The sequence below is a fragment of the Burkholderia sp. D-99 genome (assembly GCF_011605345.1).
Classification (GTDB): domain Bacteria; phylum Pseudomonadota; class Gammaproteobacteria; order Burkholderiales; family Burkholderiaceae; genus Burkholderia.
Genome location: NZ_JAAOXM010000004.1, coordinates 72,320 through 95,835, shown reverse-complemented (window position 1 = coordinate 95,835; position 23,516 = coordinate 72,320). Strand labels below are relative to the sequence as shown.

The 23,516-nt window shown below is 61.4% G+C and carries 16 protein-coding genes; 7 read left to right on the top strand and 9 right to left on the bottom strand.

Annotated features, from left to right (window positions below; translation table 11 throughout):
- Positions 1 to 52 precede the first annotated feature (52 nt).
- The gene (locus HAV18_RS17710) at positions 53 to 2,818 is read left to right on the top strand and encodes a UPF0182 family protein (RefSeq protein ID WP_166958056.1); all 2,766 of its coding nucleotides are present in this window, start codon (positions 53 to 55) and stop codon (positions 2,816 to 2,818) included.
- 157 nt (positions 2,819 to 2,975) lie between these two features.
- Here HAV18_RS17710 and HAV18_RS17705 read toward each other — a convergent pair whose 3' ends face one another.
- From HAV18_RS17705 to HAV18_RS17695, 3 genes are all read right to left on the bottom strand, one after another.
- Entirely contained in the window at positions 2,976 to 4,346 is a 1,371-nt protein-coding gene (locus HAV18_RS17705) for an MFS transporter (RefSeq protein ID WP_166958778.1), read from the bottom strand.
- A 360-nt stretch (positions 4,347 to 4,706) separates the two neighbouring features.
- Positions 4,707 to 4,844, bottom strand: coding sequence for a DUF1016 N-terminal domain-containing protein (locus tag HAV18_RS40280; protein ID WP_347814767.1), 138 nt, complete (start codon positions 4,842 to 4,844; stop codon positions 4,707 to 4,709).
- 189 nt (positions 4,845 to 5,033) lie between these two features.
- Complete coding sequence (locus tag HAV18_RS17695) at positions 5,034 to 6,260, bottom strand: MFS transporter (RefSeq protein WP_166958054.1); 1,227 nt, start codon at positions 6,258 to 6,260, stop codon at positions 5,034 to 5,036.
- A gap of 858 nt (positions 6,261 to 7,118) precedes the next feature.
- On the opposite strand from HAV18_RS17695, the gene valS reads away from it, so the two are divergent.
- The 6 genes from valS (at position 7,119) to HAV18_RS17665 (ending at position 14,953) form a co-directional block, all read left to right on the top strand.
- Positions 7,119 to 9,728: a valine--tRNA ligase gene (valS, locus tag HAV18_RS17690; protein WP_166958052.1), complete on the top strand. Its 2,610-nt coding sequence runs from the start codon at positions 7,119 to 7,121 to the stop codon at positions 9,726 to 9,728.
- 74 nt (positions 9,729 to 9,802) lie between these two features.
- Positions 9,803 to 10,843 (top strand): TauD/TfdA family dioxygenase, encoded by a 1,041-nt coding sequence (locus HAV18_RS17685; protein ID WP_166958050.1) that lies wholly within the window; start codon positions 9,803 to 9,805, stop codon positions 10,841 to 10,843.
- A gap of 74 nt (positions 10,844 to 10,917) precedes the next feature.
- Positions 10,918 to 12,117: an aromatic ring-hydroxylating dioxygenase subunit alpha gene (locus HAV18_RS17680; protein ID WP_166958048.1), complete on the top strand. Its 1,200-nt coding sequence runs from the start codon at positions 10,918 to 10,920 to the stop codon at positions 12,115 to 12,117.
- Entirely contained in the window at positions 12,110 to 13,072 is a 963-nt protein-coding gene (locus HAV18_RS17675) for a GNAT family N-acetyltransferase (protein WP_166958046.1), read from the top strand. The genes HAV18_RS17680 and HAV18_RS17675 overlap by 8 nt, the downstream gene beginning before the upstream one ends.
- Positions 13,073 to 13,154: 82 nt before the next feature.
- A complete protein-coding gene (locus HAV18_RS17670) occupies positions 13,155 to 13,889 on the top strand; it encodes a PIG-L deacetylase family protein (RefSeq protein ID WP_166958044.1) in 735 nt (244 codons plus the stop codon).
- Positions 13,890 to 13,933: 44 nt separating this feature from the next.
- Positions 13,934 to 14,953 carry a cupin-like domain-containing protein gene (locus HAV18_RS17665; RefSeq protein ID WP_166958042.1) on the top strand — a complete coding sequence of 340 codons (1,020 nt, stop codon included), beginning with the start codon at positions 13,934 to 13,936 and terminating at the stop codon, positions 14,951 to 14,953.
- Here HAV18_RS17665 and HAV18_RS17660 read toward each other — a convergent pair.
- Genes HAV18_RS17660 through HAV18_RS17635 form a run of 6 tightly spaced genes read right to left on the bottom strand, consistent with a single transcriptional unit; the run spans position 14,924 to position 23,476 of the window.
- A complete protein-coding gene (locus HAV18_RS17660) occupies positions 14,924 to 15,721 on the bottom strand; it encodes an aspartate/glutamate racemase family protein (protein ID WP_166958040.1) in 798 nt (265 codons plus the stop codon). The two genes, HAV18_RS17665 and HAV18_RS17660, sit on opposite strands and share 30 nt — an antisense overlap.
- Complete coding sequence (locus tag HAV18_RS17655) at positions 15,718 to 16,386, bottom strand: isoprenylcysteine carboxylmethyltransferase family protein (RefSeq protein WP_166958038.1); 669 nt, start codon at positions 16,384 to 16,386, stop codon at positions 15,718 to 15,720. The genes HAV18_RS17660 and HAV18_RS17655 overlap by 4 nt, the downstream gene beginning before the upstream one ends.
- Complete coding sequence (locus HAV18_RS17650) at positions 16,383 to 17,636, bottom strand: hypothetical protein (protein ID WP_166958036.1); 1,254 nt, start codon at positions 17,634 to 17,636, stop codon at positions 16,383 to 16,385. The genes HAV18_RS17655 and HAV18_RS17650 overlap by 4 nt, the downstream gene beginning before the upstream one ends.
- On the bottom strand, positions 17,626 to 20,247 hold the full coding sequence (locus tag HAV18_RS17645) for a pyridoxal-phosphate dependent enzyme (protein ID WP_166958033.1): 2,622 nt from the start codon (positions 20,245 to 20,247) through the stop codon (positions 17,626 to 17,628). Before HAV18_RS17645 ends, HAV18_RS17650 begins: the two co-directional genes overlap by 11 nt.
- Positions 20,241 to 21,968: a carbamoyltransferase C-terminal domain-containing protein gene (locus HAV18_RS17640; RefSeq protein ID WP_166958031.1), complete on the bottom strand. Its 1,728-nt coding sequence runs from the start codon at positions 21,966 to 21,968 to the stop codon at positions 20,241 to 20,243. The genes HAV18_RS17645 and HAV18_RS17640 overlap by 7 nt, the downstream gene beginning before the upstream one ends.
- Positions 21,965 to 23,476: a radical SAM/SPASM domain-containing protein gene (locus HAV18_RS17635; RefSeq protein ID WP_166958029.1), complete on the bottom strand. Its 1,512-nt coding sequence runs from the start codon at positions 23,474 to 23,476 to the stop codon at positions 21,965 to 21,967. Before HAV18_RS17635 ends, HAV18_RS17640 begins: the two co-directional genes overlap by 4 nt.
- Between the last annotated feature and the right edge of the window lie 40 nt (positions 23,477 to 23,516).

Sequence of the window (23,516 nt, the reverse complement as noted above, 5' to 3'; positions counted from 1 at the left end):
CCCCGGTCCGGCCGCAGCCGGCCACGCATGACGGCCCGGCAAAGGAGCCTCGATGCGCTCGCAAGCAACGTCCGTCCCACGCCTGAGACGCTACGGGATCGCGGCTGCGATCGTCATCGCCTGCCTGATCGTCGTCGGGCGCATCACCGGCCTCCTGGTCGACTGGCTTTGGTTCTCGTCGATCGGCTATGCCGGCGTCTTCTGGACGATCCTGTCCGCGAGGGTACTGCTGTTCGTTGCGGTGTTCGCCGTCTCGGCGTCCGCGATCGGCGCGTCGGGGTGGCTCGCGCATCGTTATGCCAGGCCCGTTGATGTCTGGCAGGTCGCGGACACTTCGTCGACGCGTGCGGAGGATGTCTTGCGGGCGCTGGCAGGGGAGGTCGCGTCGCGCATTCCCTGGCGGGCGGTCATCGCCGCGGGTGCCGTCATTCTCGGGCTGGCGATCGCCGCCGGTGCGATGTCCAGCTGGGATGTCGTGCTTCGTTTTCTATATCGGGTGCCGTTCGGCGCGCACGATCCGATCTTCGGCAAGGACATCGGTTTCTACCTGTTCGCGTTACCCGCCTGGATCGTGCTGAAGAACCTGCTGCTGCAAGGGGTCGTCTGCAGCGCGATCGTCGCAGTCAGCGTCTACTGGTTGCGCGGCGACATCATGCTCCGCCCGCCGAAGGGGCTTTCGTCGGCCGCCGCGATTCACGGGTCGGCGCTACTGGCGCTCTTCTTCCTGCTGAAAGCCTGTTCCTGGTGGCTCGAACGCTTTCTGCTGCTCTACGACAACAACGGTGTCGTGGTCGGCGCGGGTTATACGGATGTCCACGTGATGCTGCCGGTGCTGTGGCTGCTCGTCGGCCTCGCCACTGCGTCGGCCGTTGCGATGCTGGTCAACATGCGCCGGCCCGGCTATCGGTTGCCGGCCGCTGCGGTGCTGCTCGTGTTCGGCACTTCGTTTGCGCTCGGTATCGTCTATCCCGCGCTGTTCCAGCGCTTCTACGTCAAGCCGAGCGAGCTGCAGCTCGAGACGCCCTATATCCAGCACAACATCGCGTTGACGCGGCAGGCTTACGGTCTCGCGCAGATCGAGGTCAAACCGTTCACGGCCGAGCAGGGCCTGAATCTTGCGTCGCTGCAGGCCAATCGCGCGACCGTCGACAATATCCGCCTGTGGGATGTGCAGCCGCTGATGGATACCTATGCGCAATTGCAGGAGATCAGGACTTACTACAAGTTCCTTTCCGTGGATATCGATCGCTACCATCTCGACTCCGGCTACCGGCAGGTCATGCTGTCGGCGCGCGATCTGGATCAGACGATGCTGCCGGAGAACGCCCGAACCTGGGTGAACCTGCATCTGCTGTTCACCCACGGCAACGGCATCGTGATGTCGCCGGTCACGGAGAAATCCACGGAAGGCTTGCCGTCGCTCTATCTGCGCGACATCCCGCCCGTCGCCGATGGCGGACCGGCGATCCACGAACCGCGCATCTACTTCGGTGAAGGCGGGCAGGGCTATGTGATCGTGAAGGGCAGTGTGCCCGAATTCGACTACCCGAAGGGCGACAGCAACGTCTACACGTCCTACAGCGGGCGCGATGGTGTCGCGATCGGCGGCGCGGTGCGGCGCAGCCTGTTCGCGTGGCAGTTCGGCGATCCCAACATCCTGCTGACGCACTACATCACGAACGAGAGCAGGATCCTCTTTCATCGCAACATCCGGGACCGGATACGCACGATCGCACCGTTTCTCGCGCTCGACCACGACCCCTATGTCGTGGCAAGCAACGGACGCCTGTTCTGGATGCAGGACGCCTATACGACCAGCCACTGGTTTCCGTATGCGCCGCCCGGCGTCGGCGATGGCGCCAACTACATCCGCAACGCGGTCAAGGTGGTGGTCGACGCGTACAACGGCACGGTCGACTTCTACGTCAGCGATCCTTCCGATCCGCTGGTGCGGACTTACGCGCGCATCTTCCCCGGCATGTTCAAGCCGCTCGACGCGATGCCGCAGGATCTTCAACAGCACATCCGCTACCCCGAGGATCTGTTCCTGATCCAGGCGAACCTCTACCGCGCGTATCACATGGATGCACCGGAAGTGTTCTACAACCGCGAGGACCTCTGGCAGTTTCCTCGCGCGCCGGGCGATATCGACGGGGGCGACGCCGCGAACACGCAGATGGCGCCGTACTACACGATCATGCGGCTGCCCGGCGATGCGCAGGCCGGCTTCGTGCTCATGCTGCCGATGGTGCCGAGCCAGCGCGAGAACATGATCGCGTGGCTGGCCGCGCGTTGCGATCCGCCCGGGTACGGCAAGCTGATCGTCTACGCGTTCCCCAAGGAAAAGCTGATCTACGGGCCGTACCAGATCGAGGCGCGCATCCAGCAGAGCACCGAAATCTCGCAGCAGATCTCGCTGTGGAACCAGATGGGCTCACGCGTCATCCGCGGACATCTCGTGGTCGTTCCGATCGAGCACTCGATTCTCTACGTGTCGCCGCTTTATCTGCGCGCGGCATCGGGCCAATTGCCCGAGCTGAAACGGGTGATCGCGGCTTATGGCGATCGCGTCGTGATGGAGGAGAACCTGAGCGAGGCGCTCGCAGCGCTCTTCAAGGAGACGGGGCCGGGAACGACGCCGGCTGCGGCGCCGGCCGGTGCCGCAGCGGATGCGCGCGCCCGCGAAGCGCTGGCCCACTATGATCGCGCGATCGAGCGGCTGAAGGCGGGGGATTGGGCCGGCTTCGGCGCGGAACTCGATGCGCTCCGACCGTTGCTAGAAGCGCTGGGCGCCGTTCACGCGGATCACAAGCAATGAGTGACGCGCGGTTGAGCGGGCGTGGGCGTGGATGCCCGTCATCAAGCCGCTGCCGTGGTGTTGCGGGCGCACACGTTGTCCTGAATCGGGACCGGTTGCGGAAGGCGGGCCGGCAGCCGCTTCGTCACCTTATACATCGAACGAGCCGGCCAATCCGTCAGGTCAGCGGCGGCGCGTGCCCATGATCCTGCAGCCCTCGCGCGTCGTCGTATTCCCGCGAAATATCCTTGTTCGTGTAGTCCCCGAGCTTCGATGCGGCGACCACGCTCAGCACCGCACACACCAGCACGTACACCGCGATCGCATACCCCGAATGGTAGTAGGCAAACAGTGCGGTCGCGATCAGCGGTGCCGGGCCACCCGCAATGACCGAAGCGAGCTGATAACCCATTGACGCACCGCTGTATCGCAACCGCCCGGTAAACGACTCGGCAATCAATGCAGCCTGCGGCCCATACATCATCGAATGCGGGACCAGCGACAGCACGATGGCCGCGAAGATCCATACCGGATTCCGGCTGTCGACCATCGCGAAGTAGAGGAATCCGAACACACCGACGGCAGCCGCACCGATCATGTACATCCGCCGCCGCCCGATCAGATCCGACACGTGCCCGAACAGCGGAATGGTGAAGAACTCGACCACGGACGCCACCAGCACCGCCGTCAGCAGCAGTTCGCGCGACACGCCCAGCGCCGTGATCCCGTAAGTGAACACGAACGCCGTATAGATATAGAAGGGCGCTTGTTCGGCCATCCGCGCGAACGCCGACAGCACGATATCCCTCGGCTGCTTGCGTAGCACTTCGAGCATCGGCGTTTTCTCGATCCGGCGCTCGGCCAGCAGCTTCGCGAAGATCGGCGTCTCGAGAATGTTCAGGCGGATATAGAGCCCGATCGCGACCAGCACGATGCTGAGGAAAAACGGCACGCGCCATCCCCACACGAGGAAACTGCTGCCGGAAAACCAGCTCATGGCCAGCACGGCGAGGTTGGCGAGGAACAATCCCGCCGGCACGCCGAACTGCGGCCACGACGCGATGAAGCCGCGATGCGCATTGGTGCGCGCCCACTCCATCGACATCAGGACCGAGCCGCCCCATTCACCGCCGACGCCGACGCCCTGGATGAATCGCAGCACCGTGAGGAAAACGGCGCCCCAGATGCCGATCGCTGCATAGGTCGGAACGAAGGCCACGGCGAACGTGGCGAGCCCCATCAGCAACAGGGTCACGATCAGCGTGGCCTTGCGTCCGATGCGGTCGCCGTAGTGGCCGAAGATCGCCGCGCCGACCGGCCGCGCGACAAAGCCGACGGCATAGATCAGGAACGCCTGCAGCGTGCCGACGAGCGGGTGGGACTGTGGGAAATACAGCTTTGCGAAGACCAGGCCGGTGACCGTGCTGTAGAGGAAAAAGTCATACCATTCGATCGTGGTGCCAATCGTGCTGGCGATGACGGCGCGGCGCAACTGGCGCCGGGCTTCCTCGTCGGAGAGGGGCGTGGCCGCGGATTGCATGGCAGCCATTTTGATATCTCTCGGAAAAAGGTCGGAAGACGAATAAACCATACGCCCGGCGATGGGTTCCGACAAGTAAAAGCCACGAATGGGTTGCAGGGCGTCCGGGGCTTTCAGTCAGAAGTCCTGATGTATATCCCGCTATCGGGCTCAAGGCTCGATGCGCCAGATCTTCTGGGCAGTTGATGGTTACTCGCGCCGCCACGATATAAGGCAATGCCGCTGAGGGGCGTCGTCAAGCTTGTCAAGCAGTGTCACGACGTGCGACCAAGGTAATTGTGAACGGGCTGTTGCACAAATTCGGGCTGCAGAAAAGCTTGGGCAAGGGCGCGCATGCACTTGAGGTTGCGCGGAGAAAACCCGCGCATGTCAGGAAACGCTGCCTTGAGATCCCCCGTGGAGTTGATCGACGACGCCGGCACCCCAGTCTTGTTTTTGCTGCCGGTCGAGAATGTCGCGGCCAATCTGCCAGTACAGCGAGACCACCTCGCGATTCGCGCTGGTCATGGCACCCTGTCGCGCACGCTCGACGCGCTGCTTGAGCTCGGCGACCCAGTGACGATAATCATCAGCTCACACGGGCGGGCCCAGCTCTTTGGTCATGTGTTCCGTTGGCAGGCACCAGTTGGCGCCGGATGGGAAATTATCTCGGCGGAACCGGCAACCGACAAGTGAGGCCGGTGTGAAGCGGCAATTCTAACACCGACCCCATTTTGACGATAATTTAACATAATACAAAGCGACCGCCGCCGCGGCAAAACATGATGCCGCACCGACAACGAGCGCCCAGCGCGGTCCAAGATGGTTTGCGGTCCAGCCTACGATCGGCGCACCGAACGGTATGCCGCCGCTCGCGACCGCGAGGCGCAGCGCCATCACGCGGCCCCGCATCTCCGGCTTGGATGACAGTTGCATGAGGGTGTTGGTGGAGTTCATGAAGGTGATCGCGGCGATCCCGGTAAGCACGAGTGCAGCACCGAAAAGCCAGAAGCTCGGCGCCAGCGCGGCAAGCGTCCAGCCGAGCCCGAGAAGCGCGGCGCCGATCCATAGATGCCGGAAGTGGGGCTGTTCGCGTCGCGCAGCGAGTAGGGCGCCGGAAATCGTGCCGATCGCCAGCATCGATGACAGCATTCCGAAGCCGCGAGCGTCAACATGGAATACGCTGACTGCCATCGTCGAAATGAACAACTGGAAATTGAGGCCGAAGGTGCCAATCAGGAACAACATCAGAAACATCGCCATCAGATCAGCTCGATGCGACACGTAGCGAACCCCGTTGAGCATGCCGCCCGTAGAGCGATTCGCGCGTGTGTTTGCCCGCAGATCGTTGGTTCGTAGCATTATCAACGACACCAGTACCGCGATGAAGCTGAGCCCATTGGCGAGGAACGCCCAACCAGGGCCGACCGATGCGATCACAAGCCCCGCAGCTGCAGGGCCAATCATCCGCGCCGCATTAAACGACGCCGAATTGAGCGCGACCGCATTTGCGAGTTCGCGGTCACCGACTAGCTCTGCTACAAAGGTCTGCCGTACCGGTCCATCGAATGTCGATACGCAGCCGAAGAGGAATGCGAACAGGTACACATGCCAGAGCTGCACGACGCCAATCACAGTCAATGTGCCGAGCACCAGTGCCGTAGCGCCCATCAACGTTTGAGTTACCATCAGCAGCTTGCGTTGATCGAAGCGATCGGCGGAGTAGCCGGTCCATGGCAACAGCAGGAGCTGTGGTCCGTACTGCAGTGCCATCACCGTGCCGACGGCTGATGCGTCGTGATGGGTGAGCTGCGTCAGAACTAGCCAGTCCTGCGCAATCTGCTGAATCCATGTGCCGATGTTCGACACCAGCGAACCGATCGCCCACACACGATAGTTGAAGCCGTAAAGCGCGCGAAACGCACCTGCCGCCGGCGCGCTCAAGGCTGCACCCGCTTCGGATCATTGCTGCCATGTAGCATACTGAAGTGCCGTGTGAGGTGCAGTCGTAGCGCGGACGCGTCGACCTTCGTTCTCGGGACGAACGAGCCAACTGGGCACACGTACGCCGACCTGTTAGCGAGATATGCAAAACGTACGACAAGGCTTGAGGTCGACGCTGACCACGCGTGGCCCGGCGCGTTTCCAAACATCGCTCGAAACCAATCGTATCGCAGCTCGTTGACAAGACGTGGTACGGTGTTCATTCGGAGCGCGCCGCTGCGAAGGAATGACGGATTTTGCATAACGTCTATGCTGATTGTTCTCTCCCGGCATTGGAACAGATTAGGTGGGCGCTCGTGTGGGCCGTGCTCCCATGAACAATTAGGCCTAGATGCGCCATCGGCGCGCACGCTAGTGCCAGCTGTCCATGCATGAATCCGGAATCTCTCGCACACTCTGGTTTTCCTGTTGAACTCCAGTTCGATTGAGTCATATTTCTACACTCGCGCGATATCTGCCACGTGTACGCTCTAATCATCGAGAGCCGAGTTTTCCGCAGCTCGAAGGTCACTACTTATCGCCGCCATGATCGAACCGGCGCATTGCAGCCCATACAACGTTATAAATCAACGTCCTATGCTGCATTTGCTATCGCCAGTGCGACCCAAAGTCCGTATACACAAAACTTGTGGATATCCTAAGATTTTATGATAACTTAATAGAAAGATGTTTTCGCGGAATTGGTGTGCTTACACAGACACTCAGCGACGAATATCAGTACCGCACAAGCGCAGTGTTGCATTTTTCGAAACATACATGGCGGCCGTATCTCATCGCTGACTAACTCGCCCCTATCCCATGCTCGATTCATCGCAAAAGAAAAGAGATATTTCCGGACGCAATCTCGTTCGTCGAATCAAGCCCATCCTCCCGGAAAGGCTGGCGCTCGAATCGCTGGAAATGAAATGGTCGGAGGTGTGGCAGCAGGAGCGTGTCTACGCATTCGACCGGCATGCCGACCGCGCCGACGTTTTCTCGATTGATACACCCCCGCCGACCGTTTCCGGCTCACTTCACGTCGGCCACGTCTTCAGTTACACACACACGGACATCATTGCCCGCTACCAACGAATGCGGGGGAAGACGATCTTCTATCCGATGGGATGGGACGACAATGGATTGCCGACCGAACGGCGCGTCGAGAATTTCTACGGAGTGTTGAGTGATCCGGACCTCCCGTATGAACCCCAATTCGTTCCACCGGGAAAGGCGGCGGAGAGGCGCAGCGATTTCGTACGGATCAATCGCCGAAATTTCGTCGAGTTGTGTCACAAGCTGACTCATGTAGACGAGCAGGCATTCCGGCAACTCTGGGAGAGGCTCGGGGTTTCCGTCGATTGGGGCTTGACCTACGCCACCATCGACGAGCGTTCCCAGCGCGTTAGCCAGCGTATGTTCTTGCGCAATTTCGACCGCGGGGAGGTGTATACGCAGTTGGCCCCCTGCCTCTGGGACATCACTTTTCAGACGGCGGTGGCTCAGGCGGAGCTGGAGGATCGTGAATCCTCGGCCATGTTTCACAGTCTGCGCTTCGTCGCGGACGGCACGGATCCACTTGTAATCGAGACGACGCGACCTGAGCTGCTTCCCAGCTGCGTGGCTATTCTGGTGCATCCGGAAGATGCGCGCTACACCGAACGGATCGGCACGACGGTGCGCTCGCCGCTATTTGACGTCCCGTTGCCCGTGCTAGTCCACGATCTCGTGGATCCGGCGAAGGGCAGTGGCGCGGTCATGGTCTGCACCTTCGGCGATTTGACTGACGTCGTCTGGTGGCGCGAACTTAACCTGCCGACCCGATCGCTCATCGGCAAGGATGGACGGCTTGCCTCGGACACTCCGGAGTGGCTGACGAGCCCGGCGGCTCGCTCTCGGTACGTGGCCGTCGCGGGGAAGTACGTCGGCGAGGCGCGAAAGATCCTCGTGGCCGCACTGCGTGAGACGAACGACCTCATCGGCGAGCCCCGACCCATCCAGCATTACGTCAAGTATTTCGAGAAGGGAGATCGCCCGCTCGAAATTGTTGCAACCCGGCAGTGGTATGTGCGGAACGGCGGGCGTGATGGCGTCCTGCGCGATCGCCTGCTCAAGCGCGGAACGGAGCTTACTTGGCAGCCTGAGTACATGCGCTCGCGGTACGAAAACTGGGTAGGTGGCCTGAATGGAGACTGGCTCGTCAGTCGACAGCGTGTGTTTGGTGTGCCCATTCCTGTTTGGTATCGGGTGGATGCGGCCGGCGAGATCGACTATGGGGACGTGATATGTCCTGACGAGGCCTCGCTGCCTATCGATCCTCGGACCGACGTCCCATCGGGCTTTGCCGCATCCCAGCGCGGGGAGCCTGGCGGATTCGTCGGTGATCCGGATGTCATGGACACTTGGGCGACTAGTTCACTGACGCCGCAGATTGCCTGTGGGTGGGAAGAAGACACGGAAATGTTCTCGAAGGTCTTTCCGATGGACATGCGCCCACAGGCTCACGACATCATCCGGACCTGGCTCTTCTCCACCGTTGTGCGCAGTCATTTCGAGCATGACTGCGTGCCTTGGAAGAACGCCTGCCTGTCCGGCTGGATCCTCGATCCGGACCGGAAGAAAATGTCGAAATCCAAGGGCAACGTGGTCACCCCGCAGGCCCTGCTCGAACAATACGGCTCGGACGGCGTTCGCTATTGGGCCGCGCTTGGGCGCCCGGGAGCAGACACTGCGTTCGAAGAGAAACAGATGAAAATCGGGCGGCGATTAGCGTTGAAGCTGCTCAACGTTTCGAAGTTCGGATTGGCATTTGAGGGCGACCCCGACGGTGCGATTGGCGAGCCCATCGACTTGGCCATGCTCCAACGGCTCTCCGAGGTCATCTCAAAGGCGACCGACGACCTCGAACGATTCGAGTACAGCCGAGCCATGGAACGGATCGAGAACTTTTTCTGGTGGTACTGCGACGATTACGTCGAGCTTGTCAAAGTGCGGGCTTACAACGCGGGTGAATCCCGGCAACATGCCGGTTCGGCCCGAAATGCGATCGCACGATCGCTCTCGACCATCCAGCGGCTCTTCGCACCGTTTCTGCCTTTCGTGGCGGAGGAGTCTTGGTCGTGGTGGATGTCGTCCAGCGTGCATCTGTCGCCTTGGCCCACGGCGCAGGAAATCTTGGAGGGATTCGAGCCCGCCCCCGAGCGCGCCGAGTTGCTTGAGGTCACCTGTGATTTGCTGAGCCAAGTGCGGCGGGCGAAATCGGAGGCCGCTGTCTCTATGAAGGCCGAGGTGACCCGGCTCACGATCACCGATACCCCGGCTCGGCTCCAACTGCTCCGTCTCACGGAATCGAGCCTGCGTGATGCCGGGAATGTCGTGCAGATCGAGTATCGACCGAGCGAGTCGCCGAGTCTGGAAGTGACCCTCGCATGAGTGCCGGGCAGGGATGGCCCTGTCGCTAGTCGTCGTTCGGCCACCAAATCCACTCACCTCGCTGAAGATATCGGATGAAGATGAGCAGCCGCCCCTACCGCGTTGTTTCACGATCGAATTTTCCCGGCGTGATGTACCTCAACGAAGGGGGGGCGTTCCGCTCGATGGACGAATGCCAAGACTGGCTGTCGGGGCATCGGGACTCGATCCTGTGTGACTTGCGGTCGGCCGGTGTCGTTCTGCTGAGAGGCTTCTCCGCAGGCCTGCCGGCGGACGTTTTTCCCGCGCTGCTTCGTAGCCTGGGGACCCCGATGAAGGATTACCTCGGCGGTAGCACGCCCCGAACGCGCTTGGGTTCCGTCACTTACTCCGCGACGGAACTCCCGGGCGAATACAGCATCGCCTTGCACCATGAGATGTCCTACCTGCCGCAGGCACCAGAGGCAATATGCTTCTATTGTGCCCAGCAGTCGGCGACCGGAGGTGGAAGTGTTCTAGCAGCCTCCAGACGGGTTCGTGCCGCCTTGCCAGCGGAGGTCGAGGGCGCCTTTCGCGAGAGAGGTGTGCTGGTGACGCGATCGCTCCCGCCCCGACATTCGATCTACCTTGCCTCTGGCATGTCGCGTCCGTGGCAGGATGTCTTTGCTACCGACGATCCTGCTCGCGTGGAAATTGTCTGCCGGGAACGCCATTGGGTACCATCTTGGTGCGACGACGGCACATTGCGGCTCCAGCACGGAGCGACATCCGCCTATCGCCAGCATCCGCAAACCGGGGAGCCGGTCTGGTTCAACCAAGCGCACTATTATTCTCCCGAATGTATGCTCCGGTGGGCAGAGCGCGATGGCCGTACCTCGCAGGCGCGATACATCCTCAGGCTCATGGAGCGGCGTGACTACGATCACCTGAATCAGGTGACCTTCGCTGACGGCAGTGCCATTCCGCCTGCGTATTTGCTGTCGATCTGGGATGCGCTGGTCCAGTCCGAAACGGTATTTACAATGGACGTCGGCGACATTATGGTCCTCGATAACTACGCGGTCATGCATGGGCGCGAATCCTTCTCTGGCACGCGTCAATTGCAGGTTGGCCTGATCGAGCGGATCTTTCGTTGAACGGCCATTGATGACACCTCATTTAACGCCCCTTCCTCAACGGTGACTATTGCCTGCCATAACCGGCACGATTCATGAACCCTTCGACGCAGCGACGGATCATTGATGAATTGTCGGCATTGCTCGCGGCGCGATCAACGGAACTCGCCGAGCAGCCCCGTCTTCATCCGGCCAACATCTACAAGTGTGCGGACCTGCATGATCGTGAGCGCCACGAATTGTTTCGTGGGCATCCCCTAGTGGCCGGCTATGCGGAGGAGTTGTCAAACCCCGGCGATTTTGTAACCCGCGAGATCGTCGGCGTCCCGATCCTGATGGTGCGCGACCGCTCGGGTGCCATAAGGGCATTCCTGAACGTGTGCAGGCATCGCGGAAATGTCGTCTGTGAGTCGCCTGCCGGGAATGCAAAGGCATTCGTGTGCCAGTACCACGGCTGGGTTTACGGCAACGATGGTACATGTCGTTCGTTCGGACATCCGACCGCGTTCGCTGGATGTTCCCTCAACGACTTCGCCCTGAGGCGCCTTCCCGTGGAGGTGCGCCACGGGCTTGTCTGGGTGCTCCTCACGCCAGGTCAGGATTTGTCGGTCGAGGCATTTCTAGGGCCGACGCTTGACGACGAATTGGCCGGGTTCGCCGGATCGTGCGCCCGTGTGTTCGCGCAGCGCGTGACGACCCACGCGTTCAACTGGAAGCTCGGTGTTGAGACCTTTCTGGAGATTTTTCATATCTCCACACTACATCGTACGTCCATCGCCGCACACTTCCTGGATGGGCTCATGACGTCCGAGAAACTCGGATCGCATTATCGCATCACGGCAGCACGACCTTCCTTCGCCGATGTGGCGACGAAGTCGGCGAACGAATGGGCACTCACAGACCACTGCGTGTTCATTTACCTCCTGTTCCCGAATACCGTTTATCTCTTCCAGCGAGAACATGTTCAGGTCTACTCGTTCTTTCCTGGTCGGCATCCGGGTGAATGCCAGGTGCGCACGGCGCTGCTCCGTCCGGATGGTCGCGTCGCGGATCGAGCCACTCGACACTGGCAGAATAACTGGGACCTCATCTCGCAGGCGGTCTACGACGAGGACTTCAGGGCCATGGAGCGCGTCCAGCGCGGCATCTCGGCCGGGGCCAGCGACGGCTTTATCTTTGGGCGGAACGAATCCGTGCTACAGGCGTATCACGACGAAATACGGCGATGCCTGAGCGCCAGCTCGGGCGCCAGTTCGCCCCACTCAGTGCGCGGGACGGTGACATCTGATGAATGAATCGCCTCGCGCACCGCAGGAGTTCCTTGTCTTCCATGAGATTGCTCATGGGCCACCATCGACGACGCAGGCCGATGGCGTGAACAGGCTGGCGAGGCGGTGTGTTCCGGCGTTCCGGAGCCATCCCGAATTGATCGAAGAAAAATTGTTTCCGCGATATCGCGGGCCAGACGAGAGGCTCATGATCGCCATGCGAGGCGCCGAGCTCGTCGCCGCAGCCTCGTTTGACATCCATACGACGGGCGAGCGACGCATCGGTGGAATCCGGACGATCCTCGTGGATCCAACCTTCCGAAGGCGTGGAGTCGGAAGGCAGTTGGTCGAGGCGGTGGAAAAGAGCGTCACCTCGCGAGGGGTTGATCGGATCTGGCTTTACTGCTCGGTACCCAACTACCTGTACCCCGGTGCCGCGGCCCATGATCTCTCGATCGCACATTTCGCGGATGCGCTTGGGTACGCGAGACGTGTGTCGACGCACGACATGGCTGTCGACCTGTTGCGCCTGGGAGATCTTCGGCCTCCGGAAGGTGTTCTGCTGCGAGCGCTCGATCACGCCGTTGATCCCGCATGCGACGAACTCCGTGCGTTCACTCGCCGGGAGGTTCCGGGCTTCGTGGCCGAGGTCGAATCGGCGCTTCGCCGTGCCAACCCGATCGCGCATGTCGCTTACGATCTGGGCACAATCGTCGGGTTCTGTGTCGCTGGTTCATTCAACGCTCCGCTGGGGGCGGTCGGCCCAGCGGCCGTCTCGTCGTCCCACCGGGGCGGAGACGTCTTCAGGTCCCTTGTCCATGCCTGCATGCTGTCGCTCAGGCAACGTGGTCACGGGTTCGCACGGATGCAATGGGCAGACTCACGGTCCCTTGCCTTCTACAAGCGCTGGTTTGATGGATTCGTTTGTGATCAGTACGTCATCCCCGTGAAGCATGTTCACGAGCCCGGATCGGCGGGGTGACGCCCCCAACTGCACTTGACAGTAGTGCCGCCGAGTGCATAACAACCTGGGAGCCTACAGCGTGTGCTCACAAGTGATTTCGATGGACGTGGTGTCACCCCACCGTGACGACGCCGCGCTGTCGCTCTCCCATACCCTTCGGCGCGTAGTAGCTGCGGGCGGCAATTTCCGTATCCTGAGCTGCTTCACCATCACTGCGTGGGCGCCGCAGGTCACCGGGTCGGTGACCACCGAGGGCGTGTCGGAAATGCGACGCCGAGAGGATGAAGCGTTCATCAATCGGTTCGGCACGGCGGGGGCGGTTTGCTCGCTTGACTTCGTGGATGGTCCCCTCCGGGCCGACTGGTCCGTCCAGGGCCGCGAGCACGTGCAGAGGGCTTACGGGCCGGGCAGCGAGCTCGTCGATCGCTTGGCCACTGCGTTGCGCGCGCGGCGAAGGGACGGTGAAATCTGGGCTGTGCCGATGGCCGTCGGTCACAGGGATCACTTGGCATGCCTGTGGGCAGGGATCGCGGCGGCAGGCGATGCCCCGCTCTTGTGCTACGAAGATCAGCCCTATGCGCTTCGGGCTAGCCCCGACGACCTTGCGAACCAGGCGGCTCGTCTCGCCGAGCACGCATGCCGCTCACTCGTTCCCGTCCGCCTTGCAGGGCGTTTCGCCGCCGATGACTGGATCGATGACCTCTCCTGCTATGCGTCGCAGTTCTCACCATCCGAACTTGGCGAGCTCGCTCGCCAAGTCGCGGAGCGAGGCGGCGAGCGGTGTTGGGTTGACGATCGGGCGAAGCGGTTGCTGGACCCCTTGATCGATTCCTGAATCATCGGCTGAAAATTCCTCTTCCTCTTTCACTTTCGATCGCCATGTATCCTTGGGACCTTTCAAGATTTCCGAACTACGACGCCGCGACCGAGATTGCTCGAGTACCTGCTTCGTCATTGACGCCGGAGAGCTTCCATAGGGACTTCGTCGTGCGAAGCCGGCCTTGCCTTATCGAGGGGGCAGCGTCCCATTGGCCCGCCTTGCAGAAATGGCCCGAGCATAGCTACTTGATCGAGCGATGCGGCGAGAAGCCGGTCCTTGCCCGTCTGGGGGTCGTCTCGCTCCAGCCGAAGTCGCGAAGCGAGCAGCCCACGGGAAGCGACCCCCGCGAGCCCAACGTACAGCGGCAGACGCTTTCGTTCGAGGCGTTCCTCGCGCGGGTCGGTGAAGCCTGCACAGGCGATACCTCGGATTCGATGTCCATCAAGGGTGTCTTTGGACGCGTTGTGCCCGGACTCTATCCCGCGATCGAGAGTGACTTGTTCACGTCGTTGTTGCCTGACATCCATGACCTGCCGTTCTGCGAGCGGCTTACACGGAAGTTGACGGTGTTTCCGGAATGGCGAGCATTTGTCGGGAAGGCAACCTACACGGATTGGCACTTCCATCCGTATTCTGAACAGGTGCTCGTACAGGTGATCGGGACGAAGGAAATCCTGTTGCTGCCCGACGGGCGCCTGACGTTCGAGATCTTCAAGAAAATCTCGAGCGTGGTCAGGGCTCGAGGCGGAAATCTCTACGGAAGCGACTTGGTCGATACAGTGCCGGAAACGAAGCAATTGCGTCCGGCCCGCGTATTGCTGGAACCTGGGAATGCGTTGTATTTCCCGAACCTGTATTGGCACGCCGTTATGGCGCGTTCGGAAGGACTGCAGTTTTCGGTGGTCGCCGCGTACGACGCTGCGCTTCGATTCGGGTTTCATCGACCGGCCGGGCTCGATGCGCTACGCAGCATGATGCGGTTCGTCAACTGGCCCAATCGGGTGCGCTTGATCGCTGCGGCGATCGGCGGCTACTCGACCAGCGTCTTTTCACCATCGAACGACTGGTTGATGGAATGATTGATCGAATGGTGTGTGTGCGTTAGCGGATTGCGGGGGCAGACCGCAGTCGCCGAGCAGTCCGTGCGCCAGCGGGTCGCGCAGCGCCTCGGAAACCAGGCGCGCATATTCGAGCGAGCTGTCTATCACGGGCACACGCAATCCCGGGAGATCACGGATCACAGTCAGCTCGGTACAGGCGAGAACGACTGCATCGCAATCCTGGGACTCGATCAACGAACGTAGTCGAGCCACCTCGGCGCAGGATTCAGTTGGATCGCTGCCGATCTGAAAGGACTTGATCGCATCGATTGCCCGGAAGATCTCGGAATTCAGTTCTGGTCCGGGATACGTGCATCCCGGCAGGTAGGGCGTGTAGAGGGATTCCTGAACCGTGATGAATGCGCCGAGGATGAGTGGCCGGCTCGATCGGCGCGCCACTGATCGACCGACCATCGCGATCATATCCAACCACGGCACCGGCAAGACGTCAGCGATCTCTCGTCGGAAGTAGTGCACTGCATTGCATGGCACGGCCACCGCGGTCACGCCCAGGCGTGCAAGGCCCTCGATGCGCGCCTGGATGGCGCCCGCGGGCGAAACTCCTGTGCCGCGATAGGCAGTCAGTCTGTCAGGAATGAGCGGATCATTGTCGAGGAGCACGCGAAGATGATCGCGCTCGCTGTCGACGGGCGTGGAAGCCAGGAGGTTCTCAACGAATTTCACGCCGGCGAGGGGCCCCATGCCCCCGACCACGCCGAGCGTCGGCCGTAACTCATCGACTATCATGCCGCTCTCCGTTTCGAGCGCGCGAACTTTGGCCAGAGTGCCCACGTTCTCGCCCTGTAGTCGAGATAGGTCACGCCAAAGGTGTTCACCAGAAGGCGCTCCTCGAGCTGAATCCGGTAATGCAATGCTGCTATCGTGAGCAGGCTCAGCGCGAGGCCGGTGACCACCGTGCCACAGATCAAGGAAAAGCTGCCGAAGATGAGAACGAGCCCAAGATAGCCAGGGTGCCGCATTCGCTGATAGGGACCGCTCGTGATGAGCGTGTGCTGCGGTTGCTGCGTGAGCGCCATCGTGAATCGCTGCCCGAGTGATGCCATGGCGGCCAGTCGAAGCGTCAGGCCAACCCCGTATGCCAGGCCGCCGAGAAGCGAAAGTAGCAGGCTGCCGGCTGGAACAAACACCGCGGAAATCCCGACGGGCACAATGATGCAGATGTCCCGGACAGTGGTAAGCAGATGCCTCGATCCTCGATCCTCTTCGGAGGCACTCGAACTGCCGCTCAGTCGTTCCAGATAGAGTTCCACGCCGAACCAGAGATTGAACAACACCAAGGCGACATAGCGGCCAGTCGCGGGTGCCTCGCCGAGCAGCGTCACAGCGATGAGCACCAGGTCGATCGCCAGGAGTCGAACGAGCCATGAAGGAAGGCGGCGGAACGAGCTCATGCGACTAAAGCCCAATCGCGCAGAATCGCGGACAGGTGATCAAGCACGCGCGAATCATTCACATCGCTGGCGTTGCGCGATGCGTAGTACGGCTCGATCACCTTCCATCGAGCGTTCGGTTTCGCCCAACTTCCGTACGCCGAGACGCTGGATCGGCCACCGCCGTCTGGAGACGCAACACTTCGCGGCGGCCGGACGCAAGTGAGCCGATAGCCGCTTGCGTGCAACTCGCGCTGGGCGGCGACGGAATCCGGATCGCCGAGATCGAGATGCACAACGGTGCAGGAGACTTCGTGAGCCCCTTGGTCCACCGAGGACAGCGGAATCCCATTTAGGTCCTCTTGAGCGCGGCCCGCAAGCTCGAAGGATCGGTGATTGAACTGGCGGATGGCGCCGTCGGCCTGACTGGTGAGTAAATAGCGGACGGCGTTACGTGTGCCATCGCTCGTGACGAACCGAAGACGATCTATCTGTGATGGAAAGTTCATGGCGAAGAGAGCTTCGGCGAAGGTGGCGTCATCTTGATTCGCGAAGTGGAGCGTTGGGGATGCGTTCATGCCTTCCAGCACGTCGTCGAGGCTGCGACTGATCTCGCGGTATTCCAGACATTCGAGGAAGCCGCCTTGCATGACGTACCATGGCGCGAACCCGAAGAACCGGGAGCGGATGTATTTGCGGTGGATCGTGTTGACCGATTTCCCGCCACGAATCCCCTGTGCGGCCGCGCGAGCCCTCGGTACGAGCATCAACGTATGAAACGATTCGTGGAGCGCCGGAAGTGCTCCGGTGAGAAAGTCGATGATCCGCTTCACCGCGAACGGCTTCAGTCCCACGGGGGATATTGAGCCCGAGCGACAGATCTCCCCAATCCCGGGTCCGAATTCTCCGCTCGAATCCACCACGCTCACCGTACCGAGGTCGCCCGATTGGGGGGAGGGCGCGGGATCGTGCAACCACTCGTCGATCACGTCCCGGTGCCCCCAGAACCAGATGAACTCGCGGGCGCCGCGGACCCGCTTGGCCAGGCGATCGAAGTCGAAGCTGTCGGTGTGGTAGTCGCCCGCGTAGACCCGTGTCAGGATGGCCGCACGTGTGGCGACCGACCGTTCGGCGAGGTCGATCGTGCGTTCCGGGGTGAGTTCACCTGCGGACGAGACATCGGGGACGGACGCTTCATACACGGCGCGCAGATGGGCCAGGTAAGCCGCATCATCCAGTGCCGGATAGCAGAACAGTGGCTCAGTGCGCATGATCATCCTCTGCGACGGCGTGCATGAAGCGCTCGAGGGCGATCTCGACGGTGCGGGCCAGACGATTGAGCCGCGGCGACGCCAGCGTGCCGACGTACAAGCGAAGGAAAGGTCGGTCGCTGTCTGCGATGGCGGCGGCGGCGGAGATCCGGGGGGTGGTGAAGCCGAAGCTCACGCCTTTGATCAGGGGCACCTGTGCAGATCTGGCCTCCGCGAGAACCAGGGCGATGAAGGCGTTCATCGAGTCGGCCACGTTGAGCCCGTCGTCCCGAAACTGCATGCATACGCATCCCCCGGTGAACGTCAGCGCGGCCGCCTGGTGATGGTCGACGTGCGTGGGCAGTGCCGGCGAGTGCACGACGACGTGCCGCCGTACGCTGGCGCTGTCAGCCAGCGCCAGCGCCAGTTGACGACAATTCGCGCCGATGCGGGCCAACTGGGCACCGTAAGCGTCGGCGTTGTAGTTCGGGAACAGGGTTGCGTCAGGCGAATAGAGGATCGCACCCGTGTTGCGCCGCAGGCGCTCCAGAAATGGTCTTGACGAAGTGTGGTGGACGACCACGCCTGCGAGCGAGTACTCCATGCCCATCTGCAGGTATTTGGAACAACTCTCGTAATAGAGGATCTCGAGATTCGGGTTCGCGAGAATTTCGTCGCAGAAGAGTTTTGATGGCAATTGTGCCGAGGCCATGGACCCGTCGACAACCAGTCGAAGGGGACGCGTCAGACGTCTGGATAGCAGCCGTGCAAGCAGGGCAACGTCGCAGACTCTGAGTTCGACGTTGTTCGCGATCGGGTCGATGAACAGGGCGTCAAATCCGGCCTCGAGTACCGCGTCGGCCACTTCGTGTGCGTCGTACGATCGGAGCCGCTCGATCGAGATCTCGGGCAGCGATTCCAACTGTTCCGCGGCCTCGAAGTAGATGTAAGGGGCCGTCGCCACGCGTGCCTGACGAGGCAACGCATGGCGAACCAGGTAAGCTTCAATGATGGCATAGGCCGCCATGCCGGACGAGGTCACCATGCATGTCACGTCGTCGCGGTCGACGCGAAAAACCTCGCGCAGTTGTGATTCGATCCGCAAAACCGCCGGATTTCCGTATCGATCGTAGTTAACGTCCGAGTTCTCCTGGCTGCGCAATTCGAAGAACTGCGGGACCAACGACTGGTCGTAGGCCGCGGAGCGCCAGTCGAACATCCGCGGCACGGCGCTGCACAGGATGTTTAGTCCTCGCAGCGATGCCTCAGTCGTGAAAGTATCGGCGCCTGCGGCAATGAGATTGTCGCTGCAGGTGGGTGACGCGAACTCAAGGATCTTTTCGGCCAGATCCACGAGCCCGCTTGGTATCACGATGCCGTGGCCGCTGCAGTAACGCTGGTATTCCGAGAGAAGTCGAGTCGACAGCGCATGGCGTGCAAGCCAGTCGCCGTGCGCCACTTTTAAATGAATGGCTTCATCGCTCGAGTGCGGGGCAATTGCCGTCGACGTATCCTCGGGCGGCGACTCCGTACGAGCGCCGACGCGATACACGATCTGGCGAGGCTTCGCTCGTTCCTCGGGCGTCTCTCCGGTGAGACCGAGGAAACGCGACAGCGGCGTCTGCTCGGTGAAGGGAAAGCACAGCAATCGGTTCAACGTGGACTTCTGGACGTTCCCGCCCGTCAGGAGGATCATGACCGGGCCGCTGAGCACCTGCTGCTGCGCCCGTTTGACCACGGCAGCCACACCGATAGCTCCCGAGGGCTCGACTAGCCAGCTTTCGTTCTGGATTAGCGCGACGGCTGCTGCTGCGATTTCCTCCTCGGTACATGTGATCATCGTTTCGGGCTCGTCCAGAAACCAGGGCAGCGTCGATTCGGCAGTCGACAGTTGCACCGCGAGACCATCGGCGAAAGTGGGCTGGTTGAGGACGCGGGTCGGGAACCCGGCGTTCAGGCTCGAACTGAATGACGCATAGTTTTCCGGCTCTGCCCCGACGACGCTCACGCTAGCCCCCAAACTGCGCGCGGCCCACGTCGCTCCGGCGAGCAGGCCGCCACCACCCGTCGGTACGATCACTTCGGCGAGAGCGTCGGGACATTGGTCGACAGCCTCGACCATCACGGTCGCACCGCCGGCGATAACCCGCCGGTCCGCGAAGGGCGACACGTAGTCCCACTCATAGCTCATCGCCAGTTCTCGGGCGCGTTCGCTGGCCGCTTCCAGTGAATCGCCGTGTTCCAGGAGTTGTGCGCCCTCGAACACAAGCTTGCTCCGTTTAAGGCGACTCGCCCCAACGGGAATCACGATTCGCGCGGCCAAAGCGAGGCGGTGCGCCGCGGTGGCGATCGCGAGGCCGTGGTTGCCGGCGCTCGCGGCGATGACATCGGCGTGCGTTCGGTGCAACAGTGCGTTCCAGGCACCGCGGAACTTGAACGATCCGGATATCTGCTGGAACTCCAGTTTGGCGTAGACTGGCACTCCTACGAGCGGTTCTAGCCACTTCAAGCGCTTGACGGGCGTGCGCACCACAACATCGGAAACCGTCGAGAGCGCTTGCTCAACCCACCGTTCGACATCGGCTGCCAGGACGCGCGTGGGGCTCTCCGGCCTCGTCGACGCCCTCAGCATGCCGTTGACGCGTGCGCTGGCTTGCAGAGCAGCACGTCCTCCAAGAGCAGGAAATCAATATCGGTTCTGAGGTAACAGTCGATCGCATCGGCAGGTGTCATGACAATCGGTTCACCATTCACGTTGAAGGACGTATTGAGGAGCATTGGTACACCGGTCTGCTCGGCGAAGCGGTGCACGAGGTTGCGGAAGCCGTGCGAGGCGCCTTCGCGTACCGTCTGGAAGCGACAGCTTCCGTCCACATGAGTCACTGCGGGCACCACGCCATGCTTGTCGCCAAGGAGAGGCATGACGATGTTCATGTATTCGGATTCGAAATCATGGCCGGTGAATTCGCGTACTCGTTCGCGCAGAATGGCTGCGGCAAAGGGGCGAAACGACTCACGTAGCTTGACCTTGGCATTGACCCGATCCTTCATGTCGGATCGACGAGGGTCCGCCACGATGCTGCGGCCACCGAGGGCTCGCGGGCCGAACTCGAGTGCGCCCATGAAAATCCCGCCAACCCGCCCCTCGCAGAGCAGGGCGACCGTTCGACCGACCGCGTCGTCGACCCGCTCAGGTCGGAGGCCTCGCTCACGGACCGCACTAGCGATCTGGTTACGGTCAAAGACGGGGCCCAAGTGTGCTTTTCGATTGGACTCCGCATGCCGGGCCGCCGACTCGTAGGGAAAAGTCGAAAGGGCTGCGCCCACGGCAGCCCCTTGGTCCCCAGGGGCCGGTGGAACGTAGAAACCGGGAAACCGCGACTCGCGCAGGATACGACCGTTGCAGACGGAATTCATCGCGCACCCACCCGAGAGCACGAGGGGCAGCCCTGGATGCCACCGGGCAAGGCGGGACAGCATGGACAGCACGATCGTCTCGTAGCGGGCCTGCATGGCACGAGCCACGTTGGCGTGATGCTGCGACAACGGATCACCCTTCGACCGCGGCGGCCCGAGCGCCTCGTCAACGGCAGGGTGGAACCAACGATCGCGGACGTTTTCGCAATATTGGTAGCGCGTGTATCGAAGGTCAACCGTGAATCCGCTGGATGTCAACGGCAGCAGTTTGGAGAAGAACGCGTCGAGCGCGCCGTCGGCATGGCCATAGGGAGCGAGGCCCATGACGCGGTATTCGTCCGCGGCCGGCTGAAAGCCCAGGTGCTGCGTGACGGCGCCGTACACGAATCCGAGGGAGGCTGGCATCGCGATTCGATACACCAGGCGCACCTGGTCACGGTCAAACACGTACGCCGTCAGACTGGCGTATTCGCCGCGGCCGTCGATAACGACCGCCAAGGCCCGATCGAATCCACTGGCCCGGTGTGCATAGATCGCATGGCAGAGATGGTGGTCTACGTAGTCGATCGAAGGCATCGCAGCACCTCGCCAGGAGCGGGCCAACGCTTCCTCCACCATGGCATGACTGCGTACCGCGCGCCAGCGACGAGCGATCCTCGCGAGCGTCGGCCTGTGGACGTCCAGGATACTGCCGACTTCGCAGAGTGTCGCGCGAAGGAACGCAGCCCGGTCGTTCCAATAAAAGGCGATCCTGTCGACGTTTGCCGGCTCCAGGCTGCACGCTGACATGGCGACATCGATGGCTCCATGAGGGAACCCCCAATCGTTCTTGCCGCGCGTAACCCGTTCCTCCTCCAGGGCGAAGAGAAGTTCGCCATCCCGAACGATCGCCACGGCTGCGTCGTGCGCAAGTCCCGCGATTCCGATTGTGATCATGGAGTGACGTTCCGCCCTTCGATATCCTTGGTCTTCCCAAGACGTTGCTCAAGTTCGGTGTGCAAGATTATGCTGTTCGCGATGAACTGCCTGCGTAGCTGGCATCGGACGCGATCGTTCTGCATCGGATTGTCTTTCTTGTAGACGCCAAAGGCCGGACAGCCCCCGAGGCATACGAAGCGCGCCCAGCAGCGCGAACAATCCGCGTCGGGATGGGTCAGCCGCCAGTTGTCGCTCCAGTACTCGATGAACGAGGCATCCACTCCCGTGAACACGTCCCCCATCTTGAATTTCGGGTTACCCTCGGTCCGGTGGCAGGTGTAGATCTCGCCACTCGCCGAGACCGAAATGACATTGATGCCGGCTCCACATTCGACACCACTGTTTTCCAGGATCGATCCGCCGGCAACCAGATCACCCTTGTCTTCCTCCAGGTAGATATTTGTGGCCACCGGCTTCTGGACCAGTCGGCCCATGTATTTCGAGTAAGGGTTGAAGTTGCGCCAGTCGAAGTTCTCATCGAGAACCTTCCTGTTGAACCACGTGCTCAGGTGATCAATGCCATTCAACGTCAGGTCGAGATTGTCCTGCGTGACCTCGCCCACCGTGCCATCAACGCCCCAGATGAAGTCCATCTTGACGTCGTCGTAGCCGAGTTCCTCCACCATCGTCCGTGCCTGGTCCAACAATCGATCCCCATGCTCTCCGAAATAGGAGGCACGGACCTGGAACTTCACCGGACTCTCCTTGAGGGCCGCCCCATACTTGAAGTTGACCGCATCGTAGGTGCCGCCGCCCTTGTTGTTGATTCGGTATCGATCGTTGATGTCCTTGGTGCCGTCCATGCTCAGCCGGACGGCGATCTTGTACGTATCGAAGAAGGCGAGAAGTTCTTCATTGATCCCGATGCCGTTCGTGGTGATGGAAAACTCGACCTCTACGCCGTCGCGGCGACCGCGCTCGGCCGCGTACTCCACGAAGTGCCGCAGGCACCGCTGGTTCAGCAGCGGCTCTCCACCCAGGATCGCGAAACCCAGCGACGACGAGCCTCGGTGTTCGAATGCGAAATCGACGACGCGCTCCGCGGTCTCGGTACTCATCATTACCTGCTTGCCACCACCATACTCGCCCTCATCCGCGTAGCAGTACGTGCATTTGAGGTTGCAGCCGTAGGCGATCTGCACCACGACGTCCTGCAGACGCATGCGATCAGTCTTTCGATGAGCCTTGCGGGCAGCATCCGCGGCGAAGAGGGCTCCGCTCTCGATCAGCCGGGAAATCGTCGGGCTGGCCAGCAGGTCGGCGGCGTCCTTGGTGTCAACGTATCGCTCGACGTGAGCGGCATCATCGGAGGACAGCGCATGGGCGGTCGACGTGGTGACGTCGAAGAGAAGATAGCCGCCTGTGTGTTTGATCAGGGACGCGTTCGATTCGCCGTAGACGATATTCCGAAAAGTGACCAGCCTTGTGTTCTCACTGCGGCGAATGACGTTGATGGCTGTTGTCATAACGGGCTCCTTTCCTTGATGTGCGTGTCGCAAAGCCGTC

Bases quoted from the DNA above. Each gene is read 5' to 3' on its own strand.
- HAV18_RS17710 (WP_166958056.1), top strand. From the start codon at position 53: ATGCGCTCGCAAGCAACGTCCGTCCCACGCCTGAGACGCTACGGGATC.
- HAV18_RS17655 (WP_166958038.1), bottom strand. From the start codon at position 16,386: ATGAGCTCGTTCCGCCGCCTTCCTTCATGGCTCGTTCGACTCCTGGCG.
- HAV18_RS17675 (WP_166958046.1), top strand. From the start codon at position 12,110: ATGAATGAATCGCCTCGCGCACCGCAGGAGTTCCTTGTCTTCCATGAG.
- HAV18_RS17685 (WP_166958050.1), top strand. From the start codon at position 9,803: ATGAAGATGAGCAGCCGCCCCTACCGCGTTGTTTCACGATCGAATTTT.
- HAV18_RS17660 (WP_166958040.1), bottom strand. From the start codon at position 15,721: ATGATAGTCGATGAGTTACGGCCGACGCTCGGCGTGGTCGGGGGCATG.
- HAV18_RS17670 (WP_166958044.1), top strand. From the start codon at position 13,155: ATGGACGTGGTGTCACCCCACCGTGACGACGCCGCGCTGTCGCTCTCC.
- HAV18_RS17705 (WP_166958778.1), bottom strand. From the start codon at position 4,346: ATGGCTGCCATGCAATCCGCGGCCACGCCCCTCTCCGACGAGGAAGCC.
- HAV18_RS17640 (WP_166958031.1), bottom strand. From the start codon at position 21,968: ATGATCACAATCGGAATCGCGGGACTTGCGCACGACGCAGCCGTGGCG.
- valS (WP_166958052.1), top strand. From the start codon at position 7,119: ATGCTCGATTCATCGCAAAAGAAAAGAGATATTTCCGGACGCAATCTC.
- HAV18_RS17665 (WP_166958042.1), top strand. From the start codon at position 13,934: ATGTATCCTTGGGACCTTTCAAGATTTCCGAACTACGACGCCGCGACC.
- HAV18_RS17680 (WP_166958048.1), top strand. From the start codon at position 10,918: ATGAACCCTTCGACGCAGCGACGGATCATTGATGAATTGTCGGCATTG.
- HAV18_RS40280 (WP_347814767.1), bottom strand. From the start codon at position 4,844: ATGACCAGCGCGAATCGCGAGGTGGTCTCGCTGTACTGGCAGATTGGC.
- HAV18_RS17635 (WP_166958029.1), bottom strand. From the start codon at position 23,476: ATGACAACAGCCATCAACGTCATTCGCCGCAGTGAGAACACAAGGCTG.
- HAV18_RS17645 (WP_166958033.1), bottom strand. From the start codon at position 20,247: ATGCTGAGGGCGTCGACGAGGCCGGAGAGCCCCACGCGCGTCCTGGCA.
- HAV18_RS17650 (WP_166958036.1), bottom strand. From the start codon at position 17,636: ATGCGCACTGAGCCACTGTTCTGCTATCCGGCACTGGATGATGCGGCT.